The sequence below is a fragment of the Mesorhizobium sp. M0077 genome (assembly GCF_040322955.1).
Taxonomy (GTDB): Bacteria; Pseudomonadota; Alphaproteobacteria; order Rhizobiales; family Rhizobiaceae; genus Mesorhizobium.
This window is the reverse complement of the sequence record NZ_JAMYUL010000003.1, coordinates 416,767-435,367: the sequence shown is the minus strand read 5'-3', so window position 1 is coordinate 435,367 and position 18,601 is coordinate 416,767. Positions and strand designations below refer to the sequence as shown.

18 protein-coding genes and 1 tRNA gene are annotated in these 18,601 nt (G+C 60.9%); 13 read left to right on the top strand and 6 right to left on the bottom strand.

Annotated features, from left to right (window positions below; all coding sequences use genetic code 11):
- Nucleotides 1-283 precede the first annotated feature (283 nt).
- On the top strand, nt 284-886 hold the full coding sequence (locus NKJ57_RS09360; RefSeq protein WP_352573685.1) for a tetratricopeptide repeat protein: 603 nt from the start codon (nt 284-286) through the stop codon (nt 884-886).
- Here NKJ57_RS09360 and NKJ57_RS09355 read toward each other — a convergent pair.
- The 3 genes from NKJ57_RS09355 to NKJ57_RS09345 are packed head-to-tail and all read right to left on the bottom strand — an operon-like array spanning nt 784 to nt 4,425.
- The gene (locus NKJ57_RS09355; protein WP_352513300.1) at nt 784-1,968 is read right to left on the bottom strand and encodes an acyltransferase family protein; all 1,185 of its coding nucleotides are present in this window, start codon (nt 1,966-1,968) and stop codon (nt 784-786) included. The genes NKJ57_RS09360 and NKJ57_RS09355 overlap by 103 nt on opposite strands.
- 34 nt (nt 1,969-2,002) lie before the next feature.
- Nucleotides 2,003-2,866: a plasmid partitioning protein RepB C-terminal domain-containing protein gene (locus tag NKJ57_RS09350; protein ID WP_352513302.1), complete on the bottom strand. Its 864-nt coding sequence runs from the start codon at nt 2,864-2,866 to the stop codon at nt 2,003-2,005.
- Complete coding sequence (locus NKJ57_RS09345; RefSeq protein ID WP_352513304.1) at nt 2,863-4,425, bottom strand: recombinase family protein; 1,563 nt, start codon at nt 4,423-4,425, stop codon at nt 2,863-2,865. Before NKJ57_RS09345 ends, NKJ57_RS09350 begins: the two co-directional genes overlap by 4 nt.
- Before the next feature lie 194 nt (nt 4,426-4,619).
- Here NKJ57_RS09345 and NKJ57_RS09340 point away from each other — a divergent pair, with 194 nt between their 5' ends.
- On the top strand, nt 4,620-4,937 hold the full coding sequence (locus NKJ57_RS09340) for a YMGG-like glycine zipper-containing protein (protein ID WP_352513306.1): 318 nt from the start codon (nt 4,620-4,622) through the stop codon (nt 4,935-4,937).
- A 110-nt stretch (nt 4,938-5,047) separates the two neighbouring features.
- Here the strand turns inward: NKJ57_RS09340 and NKJ57_RS09335 are convergent, their stop codons facing one another.
- The 3 genes from NKJ57_RS09335 to NKJ57_RS09325 all read right to left on the bottom strand — a co-directional run bounded on the left by NKJ57_RS09335 (nt 5,048) and on the right by NKJ57_RS09325 (nt 6,892).
- Complete coding sequence (locus tag NKJ57_RS09335) at nt 5,048-5,608, bottom strand: GreA/GreB family elongation factor (protein ID WP_352513308.1); 561 nt, start codon at nt 5,606-5,608, stop codon at nt 5,048-5,050.
- A 162-nt stretch (nt 5,609-5,770) separates the two neighbouring features.
- Complete coding sequence (gene rnk, locus NKJ57_RS09330; RefSeq protein WP_352513310.1) at nt 5,771-6,235, bottom strand: nucleoside diphosphate kinase regulator; 465 nt, start codon at nt 6,233-6,235, stop codon at nt 5,771-5,773.
- Nucleotides 6,236-6,640: 405 nt separating this feature from the next.
- On the bottom strand, nt 6,641-6,892 hold the full coding sequence (locus tag NKJ57_RS09325) for a hypothetical protein (protein ID WP_502902060.1): 252 nt from the start codon (nt 6,890-6,892) through the stop codon (nt 6,641-6,643).
- 167 nt (nt 6,893-7,059) lie between these two features.
- Between NKJ57_RS09325 and NKJ57_RS09320 the strand changes: the two genes are divergently transcribed.
- From NKJ57_RS09320 to NKJ57_RS09270, 11 genes are all read left to right on the top strand, one after another.
- Nucleotides 7,060-7,218: a hypothetical protein gene (locus NKJ57_RS09320; protein ID WP_352513312.1), complete on the top strand. Its 159-nt coding sequence runs from the start codon at nt 7,060-7,062 to the stop codon at nt 7,216-7,218.
- Between the two features lie 121 nt (nt 7,219-7,339).
- The gene (locus tag NKJ57_RS09315; protein ID WP_352513313.1) at nt 7,340-7,759 is read left to right on the top strand and encodes a hypothetical protein; all 420 of its coding nucleotides are present in this window, start codon (nt 7,340-7,342) and stop codon (nt 7,757-7,759) included.
- An 11-nt stretch (nt 7,760-7,770) separates the two neighbouring features.
- Nucleotides 7,771-8,439, top strand: a complete 669-nt coding sequence (locus tag NKJ57_RS09310) for a hypothetical protein (RefSeq protein WP_352513314.1) — start codon at nt 7,771-7,773, stop codon at nt 8,437-8,439.
- Nucleotides 8,440-8,665: 226 nt separating this feature from the next.
- Nucleotides 8,666-9,748 (top strand): tyrosine-type recombinase/integrase, encoded by a 1,083-nt coding sequence (locus tag NKJ57_RS09305; RefSeq protein ID WP_352513315.1) that lies wholly within the window; start codon nt 8,666-8,668, stop codon nt 9,746-9,748.
- A 45-nt stretch (nt 9,749-9,793) separates the two neighbouring features.
- A tRNA-Gln gene (locus NKJ57_RS09300) sits at nt 9,794-9,867 on the top strand.
- Nucleotides 9,868-9,876: 9 nt separating this feature from the next.
- Nucleotides 9,877-10,503 (top strand): hypothetical protein, encoded by a 627-nt coding sequence (locus tag NKJ57_RS09295; protein WP_031193778.1) that lies wholly within the window; start codon nt 9,877-9,879, stop codon nt 10,501-10,503.
- Between the two features lie 404 nt (nt 10,504-10,907).
- Nucleotides 10,908-11,441, top strand: a complete 534-nt coding sequence (locus tag NKJ57_RS09290) for a hypothetical protein (RefSeq protein WP_352513316.1) — start codon at nt 10,908-10,910, stop codon at nt 11,439-11,441.
- A gap of 259 nt (nt 11,442-11,700) precedes the next feature.
- Nucleotides 11,701-15,042, top strand: coding sequence for a M10 family metallopeptidase C-terminal domain-containing protein (locus NKJ57_RS09285; RefSeq protein WP_352513318.1), 3,342 nt, complete (start codon nt 11,701-11,703; stop codon nt 15,040-15,042).
- Between the two features lie 72 nt (nt 15,043-15,114).
- A complete protein-coding gene (locus tag NKJ57_RS09280; protein WP_352513320.1) occupies nt 15,115-15,522 on the top strand; it encodes a hypothetical protein in 408 nt (135 codons plus the stop codon).
- Nucleotides 15,523-15,556: 34 nt separating this feature from the next.
- Nucleotides 15,557-17,293, top strand: coding sequence for a type I secretion system permease/ATPase (locus NKJ57_RS09275; RefSeq protein ID WP_352513322.1), 1,737 nt, complete (start codon nt 15,557-15,559; stop codon nt 17,291-17,293).
- On the top strand, nt 17,290-18,600 hold the full coding sequence (locus NKJ57_RS09270) for an HlyD family type I secretion periplasmic adaptor subunit (protein ID WP_352513324.1): 1,311 nt from the start codon (nt 17,290-17,292) through the stop codon (nt 18,598-18,600). The genes NKJ57_RS09275 and NKJ57_RS09270 overlap by 4 nt, the downstream gene beginning before the upstream one ends.
- Nucleotide 18,601 lies beyond the last annotated feature (1 nt).

Below are 18,601 nucleotides of genomic sequence, written 5' to 3'. Positions count from 1 at the left end.
CTTGCGATTACCCTAGCCGCAGCCATCGGTACTGCGGGGATCGCTGATCGTTGCATTCATTGGGAGTTCGCCCACTGTTTGCCGGGCCGGCGTCTGTTTGGATATTTGATGCTCAATGCGGAGCAAGCTCACTATTGCTTGAGCGTGGGTTCGCGAGCAGCGACCAAGCATCGCGATGGGGATCCAGCCAGCCTGCTCCCCGCCCAATTAAGATCCCCATTTTGTCGTAATCAGGCAGGAACCGCCTAAATGGCGGCCGCCGCACGAACCGCAATTGGCTTGGATGACGGCGACTGGCCATGCGCTGCTCGGAATGGCGCTGATTCTCAAGCGGCAATACGAGTTGGCAGCCTCCCATTTGGAACGAGCCATCAGCCTAAACCCCGCCAATGCCACTGCGATGGCATACCATGCAGAGTTGTTTCTTCGAAACGGTGATTTCGCGCTAGCGCTCAAGACGATGGATGAGTTGCTTCAACGCGATCCAATTCCGGCGACATGGCACTGGGAAATCCGAGGCATGGCTCTGCTAATGCTGCGACAATATCAGGAAGCAATCTTGGCGTTTTCCCGGCAGGCCCACCCGTTTTGGTACATTCATGGCTATCTGGCGATGTGCCAGGCACGCCTTGGGCATCTAGGTGAGGCGAAGGCTGAGATAGAGAAGCTGCGACAAGAATATCCGGGCCCTGCTGCGGCATTGGCTGTCGCTTCGTCGCGCGAGAGAAGGCGTGACCCAGTTCTAGGTGGAGTCAGTTCGAGGAGATCGGCTGGCTTCGCGCCCTACTCCGCCGGCGTTCTCTCCAGCGCGGGCGCGGCCTTTCGGCCAAAGCGCTGGACGACGAAGCGGCCCGCCTTCTGGCCGGGGACCTCGATCAGAGTGTAGGTGATCCAGGACAGCAAGGTCACCGTCGGCAGCACCACGGCAAAGACGATCGCGAAGCGCAGCGGCGCCGCCAGCTCGTTTCGGTATTCGCTGATGACGAAGGCCGCGACGGGCTGCAGCACCAGCAGATGAATTAGGTAGATGCTGAAGGAAAGCTCTCCCATCAGATGAAAGAACCGGTTGCTGAGCGTCACGGCGATCGCCCGCGCCAGCGTTCCCGCCTTTCCCGGCAGCATGCGGTAGAGAACCAAGGCAAAGAAGCCCGCCACCAGCGCTTCGCGCACCAGGAGCTTGCCCAGCCCGTAGTCGCCGCCAAAGGGCAGCGCCGCCAAAAGCATGGCCAATGCCAGATAGAGGAACGGCCTCGGCTGGGTTTGATGCACAACGCCCGCCAGCAGCATCCCGCATAGGAATATCTGCATCTTCAGCGCCAGAAAGGACGGCATCGGAAAATGGACCGACAACAGCCGCATCGCAAACACGATGGCGCAGCCGACGGCCGCGACCAGGATGGCGGTCGTGATCCAGTCCAGCCTGCGCACCAGCAGCATGACGGCCGGGAACACGGCATAAAACTGCATCTCCAGCCCCAAGCTCCAGTCGGGCAGCGGCGTGCGGTAGGCGAGGTTCGGCACCAGTCCGAACAGGAAGGTGAGATGGGCAACGATGTTCTTCAGGCTGCCGTCGAGATAGCGTTCTGGCGCCTGCTGCGATCTCGAGAGGAAATCGTCGATGATGATCCTGCAATCGTAGAGATAGGGGCCAAGCGCCAGCGCCAGGAAAAGCATGACGTAGAACAGCGGCGCGATCCGGAAATAGCGACGCGTCCAGAATTTCAACCAAGTTTCCGGCCTTTGCCAGGGCTCCTTGTCTTGGCGCAGCTGATAGTGGAACACCATCAGGAAGCCGGACAGCATGATGAACAGGTCGACGCCAAGATCCGGCTCGCCGACGATGGGAACCTGCCAGCCGGTCAGAAGCAGGCAGTGCCCGACCAGCACCCAGATCGCCGCAAGCGCGCGAAGCCCGTCCAGGCATTCGATGCGCGATGACCTGATGATGCTGGATTCATAGCTAGCCATGCTGCACTGCAGCATGGCGCTTGCGGAGCAATTGTCAACCCGCCGAGAGATGACGAATTGCCATTGGCGGCGCGCGATTTTTGAAGCCATTGTCTCGGAAGTCGAGCAACTTCTGAAATACCTCGAGTTGCCCGCCGAAATTGCGCGCTAGATACCGCACCATCTTGGGGCTGTTCAGCAGTCGGTCAAAATAGCTTGTAGCGGCGATCAGGTTGAGCATTCTTGCACCGTAGGTGTTGGCAGCGTTCAGATAGTCACGGCTGACCTTGGCAAGGTCGGTTTCCATAGAAGCCATTTGCGAAGGGGAAATACCGTCGAATTGCTTTCTGTCAGCCGATGGACTGGTGAGAAGCGACAGTGGTGTGAGCGCGATCAAGACCCTGGCGCTTCGAAATTGCACGCTGTCCAACGCTATCATGAGCCGAACAATTTCAATCTGCCGGCTCGGTACTGCCTCTCGTAACAAGGCGAAGATCTTCAAAGGCGCGCCAAAATCTTTCATGAGTTCGAGAACTTCGACGCAGATACCTCCGATAAGTTGCGGCTCGGTGCTAGGGGGAAACGTGTTTGGCTGTTTTTCAGCAGCACCGGCATCCGCCTCGCCGCATGGCGCCCTTTGCGTCAACATCGAAGGTAGCGTTGCAAAACCATCCGCCTGCAGCAACGCTCGAAACTCAGCGTCGCGCAAGATCTCGTGAAGGGCAGTGACGGCGCTTTCCATTTGTTGATGGACCGCGCCGGCTTCCTTGATGAAATCCTGCATATCGTCCGATTTGCGCTTGTAGGTCTGCAAGAAGGCAGGGCCAAGCAGCGGGTTCAATGGTCCCTGCAAATCGTCCGTCAGTCGGCTGGCGTGCCGGTTCGTTTGGACGAGGCGGCGAAGTTCAGGCTTCTTCATCTTAAGGCACCTGCCGATATCGGCTCGCGTCTTGCCATCTCCACCACAGGAACAAGCGAAGAGAAGAGGAAGGCATTAAGGCGCACGCCATTTTCGGCCTTCAGCGCGCCGCAGGCAGACTGAGCTTCATGGGCGGGCGCAATCAGGAAGTCGCGAATACTCTGATTGTCGGCCTCCATTCTGATCAAAATCGTCATGTCCGGCCCGATGAGACCCCGCTTCCAGAATGGCCAGCGCGGATATCCGCCGACCATAACCCGGTATTGCGCAATCCAGATGGCCACGGAGAATTCTTGATTGACACGCATAAGCTTTGTTCGGGGATCGTACAGCGCCGACCCACCAACCCTGCCGATGCCCGATATCAAGCTCTCGATCGTTTGCTGCCGGATCTGCTCGAGCCGCCTGCTGATGTCGAGTTTCCGAAAATTCGCCGACCCATCGTATCCGATTAACTGGTAGGCCGCTTTCATGCTTCCAAATCGGTGCATGTAAATGTTGGCTGAACGGCATCCGGGGGCGGCGTCAATAATTGGGCTCGACAGCTTCCCCCGCTCTTTCAGAAGCCTGGTAAGATCGGCCAGCAGTTCCTGATCAGGCGTGAGGTAAGTGCGCGCCTTCTTGATGGCTTGCGCGCGATCAAACAGCGCCCGAGCTACAAGCGGTTCGATAACATTGTCAGCACGGATAAACGCGCTCGGCGGATTCCTTGTGCGGTTGTCCAGAAGCCGATGGGATATCCGGTTCCATACACTGTTGCCGATATATTTCTCGCTGGCCAGGATCGTGCTTACGCACGCTCTCGTCCATGGCCGGCCAAACTCGGTGACCAGGCCGCGCGCGTTTAGAGCAGACGCAATTTCGACGTCCGTCTTTCCCTTTTTCGCGAACTGGTTGAATATCCATCGGACGGTCGAAACTTCACTTTTAGGCCCGGGAACGAGAATGACGCGGTCGCTGGCCAGACCTTTTCGCTCATTGCGATGAAGCATTGCCTTCGGAGTTCCATAGCCGTCGACAAGAAGACGTCTGAGGCCGAAACCGGCGCGACCTCCTCCGCTGAAACCCAGTTTGACTATGCGGCTTTGGCCAGCAAAGACCCGGTTTGACAGCATGCGGCTGTACTCTGCTGCCATGCTGCGCTTGATGGCCTTCAGCACGTCGGAGCCGATACTCCCATCGTTCACGAACAGTTCCGCGCAGAACTCGATCCGCACTCCGGCTCTTTGGCATCGGTATTCATAAGAGGCGCTTTCATCGGTATTCTGAAAGCGTCCCCATCGGCTGACGTCATAGACCACGACTGTTTCGAAATCGGCCTGCCGGCTTTCGATATCTTCGATCAGCCGCCTCAAACCCGGGCGCCCCCAGATGTTGAGCCCGCTTCGGCCAGGATCTTCATATGTGGCAACGATCTCGTATCCCATGACCTCGGCATAGCTGCGGATGGCGTCCCTCTGATTGTCGATGGAGTAGACCTGCCTGTCAGTCGACATGCGCAAATACTGGGCAGCGCGAGCCCTTCGCCTGTCAAAGTCCGGCTCCGCTGCTTTGTCCATCGCCTCGCACCATGGTATTGACCCATCAGTAAAGGCCGGCGCCGCCTGCGATTTGGTTAGGGAAACCTGTCCACTTGTCTTGAGTGACCGGCGACACATTTCGTGAGAAGTCACGCCGCCGTTTGGCCGCAATGCGCCAGCAACTGGCAACCATTCGCTCCAATCCGCGTTTGGGGCTTCAAAGGAGTTCCAAGATGATGATCAGACAAGCCATTGCCGCCGTGCTCATGACTGCCGCTCTGGCAGGCTGCGCGACCCAGACTGAACAGCAGCAGAGGGCGACCACGGGCGCCCTCATCGGCGGCGGCGTTGGTGCCCTCGCCGGTCAGGCGCTGGGTGGCAACACCGAAAGCACGGTCGTCGGCGCCGCCGGCGGCGCCCTGCTCGGCGCCGTCATCGGCCAGTCAACCACGCCACAGCGCCGCGGCGAACAGCTTTGCCGCTACCAGGACCGCCGCGGCCGCATCTACACCGCACCCTGCGACGACCGGTACTACAACAACGACTATTGATCGGTGGACAGGTGGGGATCATTCGATCCCCTCCCCTACACATCCGATTTCAGAAGTGGGCAAAGCTTGTCGCTACGGCCGTTGGCCTCACTGGGCACATCAGGGGTTTCTCAGGCGGCTGATGGACCCGGGTCGTCGAACCCGGTGTCGAAAGCCGCGATGACTTGCTTTGCCGCTGTGTCTTGCGCCTTATCGGAACGATGGACGACGCGCAGAACCGGTCCGTCCGGTCGACACGAACCCGCAGCACTCCCCGCCAACTTCAGTCTCTCGCGCCTTGCGGCTTCTGGCTGATAGACCACTTCATGCACAGTCAGCGTTTCAAGGCCACCGTCCTTTGTTGGAATGGATATGGACTGACCTTCGGCCAGACCAAGCAGCGCAAGGCCGCGCGGATTGGTGATCGGCAAAAGCATGCCAACCAGACCGCGCATCTCGTCATGGGCGACGATGCGGGTTTCGGCAGGGCCGTCGTTCACCCGATAGGCCACGCGGGTACTGAGTGTCACCACGTTTGGCGGGATGTCTTCCCGAAACATTACAACTGCGCTCGAAATCTTCCGTTGAAGTATAGCCGAAAAGGCATCGCCGCGGGCAGATTGGCGCTCCTGCATCACTTCAAGAATGGTGTAGTCCTTGGTGGTCAGATGGCAGCTATCGATAGTGAGCATGGCGCGTCTCCAGCCGGCCCTGTGCAAAGGGATCCGGCATCAAGCAATTGATCGGGTGTGGAAAGTTACCCCTGTGCCGGGCCATGATAGGCCGGCGCAGGGGTCACACTCCCGCGATGAGGCTGCCCGCGTGATTGAAGAGACGGAGGGAAACGCCCATGTCTAGACGCCCTCAGCAATTGTCGAAGACGCTGGCGCGCGCCGATCGGCGACATCGCCTTCCGGAGCGGGCTGGCTCACGTCAAGCACCAACAATTCGTGCCGGCGCCCGGCCCGGGCGGCCCACATGATCGACTGCCCAGCCGAAAGACCGATCAGGGCTGTGCCAATCGGCGTGAGGATCGAAACCTTGCCTTCGGAAATGTCCGCATCGCCAGGGAAAACCAGCGTGACCGTTTTCCGATCGCCGGTGTCGGGCTTGAAGGTCACAGTCGAACCCATACGGACGGTGCCGGCCGAGACCCAGCCATGGGCGACGATGCGCGCGCGCTCGAGTTCGGCGAGCAGCTCATCTGCTGCCTCAGGATTTCGGGCCGCAACGGCGTTAGCGAGGGCCGACAAACGTGCGTGATCCGACTGGGAGATGCGGATGTTCGGCTTGCGCCGGGTTTTCTTGATGTTTTGCATTTGAGAGCTCATGTTTCTGCCTCGCGTCGGGACCCGCCAGGGGTCGTCGACGGTTGTCAGTGCGACGGAAATTTATTGCGGAATGCGCCGATGCTGCAGGGACTGATGCGACCCCGCGCCAATTTCAAATGTCTTTTTAAATATTGACCCCTCGGCTCGGGGCGCATGGCAGCCGAGCCGGGGGTTACGATCCCGCTATGGGGCAAACCCGGAAAAGAAAATCGCGACGGATTTTGGCGACGGTGCTCATACAGCCATAGTTGGGAAATCAATCTACGAAGTCAAGCTGCATCCCGGCGGCCCCTGCACTACAGTGAAGCTCCCGCCTAGTATGCCACTTCGAGATGCGAGAGCATCATTGACCACCGGCGCAATCACTCAGCGTGAGTTTCTCGCGACCCGGAATCAGCAAGCCATCGCCAATTCGGCTTCGAGTGCCGGGACTGCTCCGTTCGCATAGAGAATGACGGCGTCCTCGAATTCACCGGTCGATGGATCCCCGGTTCGGCTGAAAGCAACCACTCCGGCAGAACTCGCCGCCAGTTTCTCGGCCAGGCGGAGAGCGTGCTCCACGCTTTGCACCTCTACGACTTCTCCCGATGTGATCGCCCCTTTGGGCGTCACCTTAAAACTCTGAACCACAAAATACGTGACCAACGCCGCCTCCTTTGCGCGTCAATCTGACTCACTGTGGGGAACAAAACAAGTACAAACAGCAGGCGCGACTGCGACAAATCACAAGCCACCACACTCCTTTCTTACCTACCGTACTTGACAATGTAGGTAGGCACTACCTACCATATCAGCATCTAGGAGACCAGGCGATGTCAGCGATTGAAAAGCAGCTGCGTCAGCAGATCGGGATGTCCCGACAAGCAGAGTATCAGCACCGCCGCTACGGGCGTGAAGCGACGCGCCTTGAGGCTGCGGCCTTCGCCGCAGCCCTGCTGTTCTGCGCCGCCATCACCATCGGTCTTGTCTGAAACGTCCAAACACAAGGAGTCCGCTTTGTTTTCATCCAACCGACCTTCGCCTCAGACCCGCCGCGATCTTCCGGAGACGGCTGTCGATACTCACCCGCGCTGCCTGGAAATGGCGGAAGCCATGCGCGACCTGTTTGCGGTCGCTGGTGGGGTTAGGCCGGAAGACCTCGTGCGGGCCGGCTTCACGACCGCAGAGATCATCGAGTTCCGCGACAGCGCCGCAAATATGGCAGCACTCGCCAGCACCAAGCAGATCACCGTTCGGCCCGATCTCCTGGAGGATATGATCGAGAAAGCCCGGCATGCGGCGCCGAACCGTCCGCCGCTGCCTGGCGATGCGCAGCCTACCCAGAGCCTGTTGCAGGTCTGGGGCGAATATTGCGCCTCGCGCGGCGCCCTGCTTCTCGATCCGTGGTCCGGCCAGCGGGAACGCTGCATTTCGGTGCTGGCGGGCTATCTCGACCGCCTGCCGATCTTCCCGACAATCAGGGCCAACGTCATCAAAGCGGTAGAGGCGGCCATGCCGCAGGTGCACCAATGAGGGCGGTCGGCATGGCCAACCGACCCTCCACTATTCCAACATTCAAGCCTGATGGTTCGGCTTTCGATCTTCTGGATCCGAAGGCATCGGACATCAGCTTCGCGGACATGGCAAACACGCTTTCAAAGCTGGCGCGTTTCAACGGCCTCTATCGCTGCCCGGCCTACCCTGTGGCGCAGCATTGCGTGATGGGTGCCGACGCGATGTTTCGAGAAACAGGCGACGGCGTAGCTGCCGGCTATTTCCTGCTGCATGACGGACACGAATACGTTCTGGGCGACTTCACCAGGCCGGCTGTCGACCTGATCCAGCATCACATCGGCAAGCTTGCCTCAGACGCCGGACTGGATGGCGATGATTTCGTCCAGCGACTGGCCCATCGTGCCATCGCCTCGGTAAAGCGCAGCATCGACGACGCGATCTATCAGGCTGCGGACCTGCCCGACATCGAGTCCGTGCCGACCTACTCCCAAAAAATCCGCGATATGGACGATCGAATGCTGATCGCTGAAGCCGCCGCTCTGTTCGGTGCACGGCCCGACAGCGCCTGCCTGCCACGCATATCGCTGCCGCCGCCGAAGCTCGTCGGGGCGATAGAGCCCTGGGGCGCCATGAAGGCGGAACTCGCTTTCCTCGACCGCCTGCAGCGGTATCTCGGAATATTGGCGAGGCCCACCTGAATGCATGAACGAACCGTTTCTCTACCACCCAGACGCATGCTCTCGGCGGCAGAGGCCGCCGAGTATTGCGGCGGCAAGTCGGTGGAATGGTTGAAGTCGCATGTACGGGTTGCGCCGACCAGGATCGGCAGCCTGGTGCGCTATGATGTGCGGGCGCTTGACAAGTGGTTGGACAGCCGGAACGCTTCGGCGCCGGCGAGTGGGGATGATTGGTTGGGGTTGCTCGATGAGGATTAAGATTACAGGGCTCAAGCGCTACAAGGATCGGCTGGGCATCGAGCGGATCTATCACCGCAAGAGCGGCACGCCGATCGACACCAGACTGACCGGGCAGGCGCTGGCCGCGGAGGTCGATCGGCTCGACAAGCTGCACGCGCCAAAGACGGTCGCCAGTGGGACGCTCGGCGCCCTGCTCGAAAGCTACAAGAAATCGCCGAAGTTCACGGACCTCGCGCCCCGTACCCGCTCCGACTATCAGCAGTACATGGACCATCTGAAGCCGATCGCAGCCACCCCGCTGTCGCTGATCGATACGGCCTTCATGGCCAAGCTTCGCGACAAGACGGTCAAAAAGCGGCGCGGCGCCTTCACCAATCACATGATGGCGATGCTCTCCTCGGCGTTCAAGCACGGCAAGGAATACGGGCTGGTGCCGTCGAACCCCTGCCTCGAGCTTGAGAAGGCCAAGATCGCCGCCGACAGGCGCAAGGAAAACCGGCCTTGGACCAGGACAGAGCGTATCAATGTGCTCGCGGCGGCACCGCTTCATTACAAGGTGCCGATCGCCCTGGCACGCTTTCTCGGCATGCGCCGGGGCGACATTCTGCGCCTGCCACGCATGGCGTATCGCGACGGCTACATCTCCTTCCGCGCCTCGAAGAACGGCAAGCTGATGAAGCTGCCGGCGCTCGGCGAATTGAAACGGATCCTCGACGAGGCGCTGCAAGCTTGGCCGGTCGCCGAAATCGACGTCACGATGCTTTACCTCAATTCGCAACGCAAACCATGGACCGAGATGGGTTTCTCCGCCTCGATCGGCAAATTCTTCGACCAGTGCGTCTCGCGCGGCCTGGCCAGCAAAGGCCTGACCATGCACGGCCTGCGCCATTCCGTGGCCACAGACCTGCGCGAGCTGGGCTACCGGCTGGAGGACATCAAGAACTTCCTCGGCCAGGAGACCGTCGAGATGGCCGAGCATTATTCTTCGAGCGCAGACGTCTCAGGGGTCTTGATCGACATGGCGAATGTGATACAAGCCAGCCCGAAACGAGAACGAGTTCTGTCTAACTCGCGCAGGAAAAGTGTCTAACGGCTTTTCCCTCGTTCGGCCAAAGCCTTGGAAAACAAGGCTTTTTGGGGAATAGGTTAACGGTAGACCCACGGACTCTGACTCCGTTAGTCCTGGTTCGAATCCAGGTTCCCCAGCCAAGGCACGTCATGCCCACTGACAGCCAGTACATCCTCGAACGCATCCGCCAGGGATGCGTGGAGTTGTCCGACGACGAGTTCGCCATCGACAGGCTGGCAAAATATGTCGGCAACGGGAGAATCCGCTGGCATGTCGAGTTCCGTGGGCATCGCATCGAGCTGACAACCGGCCAGATCAAGAAGCAGCCTACCTTTCGCAGGAAAATCCTCGAACAGGCTGGCGTGCTGCCGCCGCAGCGTACCGGTGCCGACTACCGGCGATGGGCACTCGATCTGAGGCGAAATGCCATCGAGCTTCCCTGGCGCGACAGGCCGGTCGATGCGGGTTTTGCCATCGACCGGCTGACCAGCCATGGGGATGGGCGCTGGACGGTGGAATACCAGGGCAAGGCGATAAAGTTCACGACGACCAAACTGCGCCGGCAACTCAGTTTCCGCAAACGCATGCTGGCCAAGGCCAAGGTGCTGCCGCCCGAATTGGCGCCGGCTGCCTATCGCAAGTGGATGGACTCGCTCATGCAAAACGCCACAGAGGCGGTACCGCAGGCCGGCGAAGCTTCGGCGACGGAGAAGAGTTGGCTTGACGACCTGCCGGAGCTGGCCGGCTGGGAAGATGAAGCGCCGCCCGAGAATTGATTGGGTTCCAATGATCATGAAATCGGGCGATGCTTCTCCGGAACTGCGCGATTGGGCAGCGGACGTTCTGGGAATACAGACCGATATCCAAATGCCGGCCAAAACCGCCCAGCGATAACCCTCCCGCCAAGCCTCATATTTCCCCGGCAGGAACTTGGACGCCGCCCAGGCCAGCGGCCGGCGCCGCTCATTCAAGAGCTTGCCTGAGGAGGCGCCGGCCAGGCGGGCATTGGGGTACCCGCCGATGCTACATTAGCATTCGCGCATAGATTCGGTATGGCGCGAACACGGAAGGACGGCTGCCTTCACAGCAGCATTCCGCAATTTTTCCCAAGACCCCGAACCCGCAACGCTGCGATGGTTGAACGCCCAGTGTTTCGGCGCGGCTTGCCCTGGAGACAATCATGACGACGTTTCTCACCGCTCTCGCATCCGAAGGCCCGCCAGCCGACCGGGCGAAAGACATGGACTTCTATGGCTGGTTGATCGGCAGCTGGGACATGGAGACACTCCACCACCGCAACGAGGGCACAATTCAGAAATGGGATGGCGAGTGTCACTTTGGTTGGGTGCTCGAAGGCCGCGCCATTCAGGACATCTGGATCAGGCCCACGCGCCCTGCCCCGTCCACCATGTATGGCACGACCTTGCGCGTCTTCGATCCCGGGATCGGTGGCTGGCACATCATCTGGAGTGATCCGCTCAACCAGGACTATTCGCGCCAGATCGGGCGGGCCGAAGGCAAGGACATCGTCCAGATCGGCGAGGACTCGCGCGGGCTGCAGGCCCGGTGGCGGTTCACCGAGATCACCGCCGACAGCTTTCACTGGATCGGCGAGGAGAGACGAGCGGAGAGCGACCCCTGGCGCGTGACATATGAACATTTCGCGCGCCGGACGGGTTCCTCTAGTGCCCCAGCACCTTGCAAGCTGGGCTAGGTTGGCGAAGTATGGACATAGCCTAGCGCCACCACGATCGACAACAAACGAGTATCTCAAACCCGCCGGTACAAGCGCGCCCAAGAACCTTCACATGTACTGAGCGCGAACAGAGGCTAGACAAGCGAAGATTCCAATAGCATTGTTGGCACTGGGACGGGGCTCGACCGGCAAGCGCAAACGATGCTTGTCGGTGGTTGGCAACTGCTAAACCATACAGCCGTAATTGCCACGGCTGCGAGACCAAGGAGTCCCAAGGATGCCGAACCCAAGCCAAACCAGCGATCAATGGTGGGTCAACGACCAGACGCCGGACAACCCGTACGGCAAAAGCGAAGATTACGGGGCCTTTCTCACCTACCTTGGAGCGCTGGACCGGTCGATAACGCCGGCGATCGCGGCGGGAACGCTGAGGATCAATGTCTCCGAGCTCAATGACCATCCCGAATACAAGGCCGCCGCGATCGGCGCCTTGCAGATGTGGGCCAGTGTCACCCCTTTGAAGTTCGAAATCGTCGACAATGCACCATACAACAGCGCAACGGACTGGATGCAGGTTGTCAGCCCCGAACTGGGCGAAGAGGACGACGGCAGCGCCTATTCCAACGACCGCTATGTCAGCATCGGCCAGCGTTTCCACGACACCGAGGTCAACAAGACGGATATTGGCGGCTATGTCTTCGATTCCTTCATCCATGAATTCGGTCATGAGTTCGGGCTGAACCACCCCGGGCTCTACAATTACAGCGGCCCCGGCGGCGTACAGATCAATTATCTGAACAATGCGACCTGGACCTACGACCGTCAGCAATACAGCGTCATGTCCTATTTCGACGGGATCGATGTCGGTGAAACCAGCCGCTGGTCGGCGTCAACGCCGATGATGGCCGACATCGAGGCGGTCATCCGCCGCTTTTTCTCGACCGTCGACGAGAACGGCGTGCGCACCTATCAGCATATCGATCTCAACACGGGCGACAACGTCTACGGCTTCGGCAGTGCCGTGGACGGCTACCGGCTGACCTCGTCGGGCATGCAGCACGATATCGGTTTTGTCATCCATGACACCGGCGGAACCGACACGATAGACTTCTCCGGCTCGACGGCCGGCACGATCCTCGATTTGCGCGCCGGACAGTTCTCCAGCGTCAACGGCCACAGCAACAATGTGTCGATCTTTGCCGGGCACAACGCCGATGGCACCGATTATTACATCGAGAACGGCATCGGCAGCAGCTATGATGACGTCCTGATCGGCAATGACGGAGCCAACGTGCTGGATGGCCGCGGCGGCGGCGACCGCATGGCCGGCAATGGCGGCGACGACACCTACTTCGTCGATTCTCTCGACGACATCGTGCGCGAGGAAGCGAATGGCGGGAATGACACGGTCGTTCTGCTGAACCGGAACTTGAATATCCGGAAAATCGCCAACGTCGAACACATCATCTACGCCGACGAGTCGACACTCCAGCCTGGAGACGGCGGCACCGAAACCGCACCGACCATCGGCGACAACACGATGACCAGCGTCATCTTCGGCGACAATGGCAACAATACGCTCGACGGCGGCGCCGGCGACGACACGATCTTCGGCCAAGGCGGCGATGATCTCATCATCGGCGGCCGCGACTCGCTCGCCAGCCGCGACATCAACAACACCATCGATGTCGCCGACCTTCCAGACCAGACCGAGAGCGACGACGGCAATGACACGCTCTATGGCGGCCGCGGCAACGATACGATCCTCGGCGGCCAGGGCAATGACATCCTCGACGGCGGCGACGGCGACGATACGCTGAGCGGCCAGGATGGCGTCGATATATTCAGGGGCGGCGCCGGCGTCGACACGGTAGACTTCAGCAAGGAGAGCCCCTTCCAACTGCTCGTCAATCTCGAGACGAACGTTGCCAATGGCGGCACCGCCACCGGCGACACCTTCTACAGCATCGAGAACCTGATCGGCTCCGATGACCGCATCGACCGTTTCATCGGTACGTCGGCGGCAAATCATTTCTGGGGCCGGGGCGGCGGCGACTATTTCAACGGCGGCGGCGGCAACGACATACTGGATGGCGGCAATGACGGCGACATCCTGTACGGTGAAGCCGGCAACGACACGATCATCGGCGGCGCCGGCCAGGACTATCTGGATGGCGGCGCCGGCATTGATACGGTCGTCTACGAAGGCAGTTCCGCCGGCGTGACGATCGACCTCGCCAATGGCACGGCCAATGGCGGCGACGGCGATGGCCCGGTGCAGATCGTCGGGCGCGGCACCGTTATCCGGCACGACATCCTGGTCGGATTCGAAAACGCCGTCGGGTCGTTCTTCGACGACCATCTCATCGGCAACGCCCAGGCCAACAAACTTTCCGGCGGCGCCGGCAACGACACGCTGACCGGCGGTGGCGGCGCCGATATATTGAATGGCGGCGCCGGCAGCGACACGGCGGACTACGCCGACGCGGCCAGCGGGCAAAACCTCAAACTGGGTGGCGGCAAATCCGGCGGCGACACCTATATCTCGATCGAAAATCTGGCTGGCTCGGGCTTCAACGATCACCTGACCGGCGATGGCGCGGCCAATGTGCTGACCGGCCAGGGCGGCGCCGACAAGATCGACGGCGGCGGCGGCGATGACACCCTGCTTGGCGATTTCGCTTATCAGGGCGATGCTCCGCCACGCCCGGGCATGGGCACCGGCTACGCCACGCTCGGACCGGACGCTACCAACAATTCGGTCTCGACCGCCTTCGACATCTCGAACAACTTCTCGCTGACCGCCGACCCCGACATCTTCGATTCGACGACCACCCTTCACACCACCGTCAATGCCACCGGAAACGGCTTGGGCGGATATTACAGCATCAACCTGGCGGCCGGCACGATCATCACTATCGACATCGATGGCATTGCCGACCCCAATGTCCATGACAGCATCGTCAGGGTGCTGGACAGCGATGGCAATATCGTCGCCCAGAACGACGATGGCGGCAACGACCCCGGCTCCAACAACGGCCGCGATTCGAGCACCAGCTTCATCGTTCAGGAAACCGGAACCTACTATATTGTGGAGGGCGAATGGTCGGACTCCGCTCCTGGCGATGGCTGGGTGGAATCCGTGCCGGAGGGCTCGACTTACAAGCTGAACGTATCGGTCGAATTCCCGCCGGCACCAGCTCAGCCGGGCGTTGCGGGCGCCGATACGCTCAATGGCGGCGGCGGCAGCGACCTTTTGGATGGCGGGCTGGCTGCCGATACGCTGACCGGCGGCGCCGGCGACGACTATTTCCGCTTCTCGACAGAACTCGGGAACGGCAATATCGACTGGATCAAGGACTTCAAGGTCGCCGACGATACGATCCTGCTGGACAACCTCATCTTTGCCAGCGTTGGCGGCGACGGCGCCCTCGCTTTGGGCTCATTCTACAAGAGCGCAGCCGGTGTTGCTCATGATGCCGACGACCGCATCATCTACGACACCGACAGTGGAATATTGTCTTACGACGCCGATGGTTCCGGACAGGGAGCAGCCGTTCAGTTTGCACACCTGAACACAAATCTGGATCTTTCGGCTGCAGACTTCATTGTCATCTAACGCGTTGCCGGGAGGGGTGCCGTCAGGCTCCCCTCCCGCATACCCCAGCGCAGTGAAAAGGGAGAGGACGCGATGACCGACCGCCGCACAGTGTTAATGGCCGCCGGAGTTGCGGCAGTCGCCGCGGCCACCGGGGCGGCGGCAGCGCAATCGCCAGATATTCGCGCAACCAATATTCGCGGCGCCGTCACCTTTGTGGGCGGCAAGGCTATCCCGGAAGGTCATCTCGAGATCTATCTTGAGGATCCCGCCATTCAGGACAGTGGGCGACGCCGCGCCGCCAAAACCAGCCTCAAGAGCGAGGGCGGCTCAAAGACGATAGAATTTTCCTTGCCCCTGCCCGCAAGCTCGACCGCTTCACCAACGCTGCAGGTCGTTGCGCGCCTGGAGCGTGCGGACGGCTGGCTGGTGGCGCGGGGCAGCGCGCAGTTCCAGGCCGGCTTGCCCGTCCATGTCACACTCAAGGCAGTTATCTATTGAAGGACGAGATGCCATATCCTGATTGCGAGCCTGCATGCAGCTGACGCCATCGACGCCGCTTACGCTGGTCGGAATCCTGGCGTCCTTTCGACGTGCGTTTTCGGGCATCGTCCTGATGAGCGGGGTCGTCAACGTGCTGACCCTGACCGGCTCGTTCTTCATGTTGCAAGTCTATGACCGCGTCGTTCCGGGTCGCAGCGTGCCGACGCTGGTCGGCCTGGCGGTGCTTGCGGGAACATTGTTCGTGTTTCAGGGAGTGCTGGAGCTGATCCGCTCTCGCCTCATGGTGCGGCTGGGACAGGGGCTGGACGCAAAGCTGAGCCCGTCGGTCTATTCGGCGTTGATGCGCCTGCCGCTGCGCGCCAAGCCTTCCGGCGACGGGCTGCAACCCCTACGGGATCTCGATCAGGTCCGCTCCTTTATCGGCAGTGCCGGACCGACCGCTTTGTTCGACCTGCCATGGATGCCGCTCTATATCGGCATCTGTTTCATTTTTCATTTCTGGATCGGCGTTACCGCGCTTGCCGGCGCCGTTGTCCTGTTTGCACTGACGCTTCTGGCCGAGTTCCGGACCCGCGGCCCGACAAGGATCGCCGGACAGCACGCGGCCGTCCGCAGCACGTTGGCCGAGGCGACAAGGCGCAATGCCGAAGCCATGCAGGCCATGGGTTTTGGCGGGCGTATGGCCGAGCGGTGGTCTGCCGTCAATGCCGAGTACCTGAACGCCCATGCGGCAGCCAGCGATGTCGCGGGAACGCTTGGCACGATTTCCAAGATCCTGCGGTTGATGCTGCAATCGGCAATGCTGGCGATCGGCGCTTATCTGGTCATCAAGCAAGAGGCGACCGGCGGCATCATGATCGCAAGCTCGATCATGATGGGCAGGGCGCTGGCTCCGATCGAACTGGCGATAGCGCATTGGAAGGGTTTCATTTCAGCGCGGCAAAGCTGGGCACGCCTGAAGCAGCTTCTGTCCGCGCTGCCGGAAGGCGCAACCGGCGTGACCCTGCCCGCGCCTGTCAGCGCGCTGGCGGTCGAGAATGTCAGTGTCGCGCCGCCGGGCGAACGCACGCCGGTGGTGTGGGATGCAAGTTTTTCACTGGCCAGGGGAGCGGGCCTGGGGGTCATCGGCCCGAGTGCTTCCGGCAAATCATCGCTGGTGCGTACGCTTGCAGGTGTCTGGCTGCCGGCGCGCGGCGCCGTGCGGCTGGACGGCGCGACGCTTGACCAGTGGCCGGCCGACGAGCTGGGTAAACATATCGGCTATCTGCCGCAGGATGTGCAGTTGTTCGACGGCACGATTGCGCAGAACATCGCCCGCTTCGACCCGGATGCGTCGTCCGACATGGTGCTTGCGGCAGCCAAGGCCGCCGGCGTGCATGATCTCGTCGTGCATCTGGCCGACGGTTACGACACGAAGGTTGGCGAAGCCGGCGCCTCGCTGTCGGCAGGGCAACGGCAGCGTGTCGCCCTTGCCCGCTCTCTTTATGGCGATCCGTTCATGGTCATCCTGGACGAGCCGAATTCCAATCTCGACTCGGAGGGTGAAGTGGCCTTGTCCGCAGCGATCCAGGGCATCAGGGAACGCGGCGGCATCGTTATCGTCGTCGCGCACCGGTCCAGTGTGCTGGCCAATGTCGATACGGTGCTGGTGATGGCCAATGGCCATGTGCAGGCCTTCGGTCCGAAGGACGAGGTGCTGAACAAGGTCTTTCGATCCGCCGCGCCGCTCAAGGTCGTTGCCGCCACGGAGAGAGGCGTTCCGGCATGAGCGAGGACATATCCGCTTTGCATCATCGGCAGGTCCGCCGCTATCTCGTGGCCGGCGTTGCTACCTGTCTGCTGCTTGTCGGCGGTGTCGGCGGCCTGGCGGCAGTGACCAGGATGTCGGGTGCGGTGATCGCAGCCGGCCGGCTGGTGGTCGATTCCAATGTAAAGAAGATTCAGCATCCGACGGGCGGCGTGGTCGGCGAGATCAGGGTGCGTGAAGGCGACCGGGTCAAGGCGGGCGATATTCTGGTGCGGCTGGATGAAACGACAACACGCGCCAATCTGGCGATCGTCTCAAAAGGTCTGGATGAGTTTTATGCACGGTTGGCGCGCCTGGAGGCGGAGCGTGACGGCAAGGACACGATCAGCTTTCCGGACGTTTTGACATCGCGGCGCGACGAAGCCGGTGTCGCCGCATCGATGGCCGGAGAACAATCGCTGTTCGATTTCCGGCACCAGGCGCGGTCTGGCCAGCGATCGCAATTGCGCGAACGGATCGCGCAGTTGAAGCAGGAGAGTGCCGGCCTGACCGAGCAGCTGCAGGCGAAACGCCGCGAGATCGAGCTGATCCAGATCGAGCTGGAAGGTGTGCGGTCGCTCTGGCATCGCAAGCTGATAGGAATCGACCGCATGACGTCGCTGGAACGGGACGCGGTGCGGCTCGAAGGCGAGCATGGCCAGTTGACCGCGGGAATTGCCCAGGTGAAAGGCAAGGCGTCCGAGATCGAACTGCAGATCATCCAGATCGACCAGGATCTTCGCAGCGAGGTCGCGACCGATTTACGCGATACCCAGGGAAAGATCTCCGAGTTCGTCGAACGCAAGGTAGCGGCCGAGGACCAGTTGAAGCGCATCGATCTGCGCAGCCCGCAGGATGGCGTGGTGCTGCAGTTGGCGGTGCATACGATCGGCGGGGTCATCACCCCCGGCGAACAGGTGATGCAGATCGTACCGGTGACGGACGACCTGACCGTTGAAGCGCATATCGCACCGCAGGATATCGACCAGGTGACGATGGGCCAGAATGCGATTTTGCGCCTGTCGGCGTTCAATCGGCAAACCACGCCGGAGCTGACCGGGACGCTGTCGCGGATCTCGGCCGATCTCACCGTCGAAGAGCGCACCGGAGCAGCCTTCTATGTGGCGCGGGTGACGCTGCCGAAAACGGAGGTCGCCAAGCTGCGCGGGCTGGCGCTGGCGCCGGGCATGCCGGCCGAGGTGTTCTTCCCGACGGGCGACCGGACGATGCTTTCCTATCTGGTGAAGCCGCTGTCGGATCAGATCCAGAAAGCTTTCCGGGAAGAGTGAA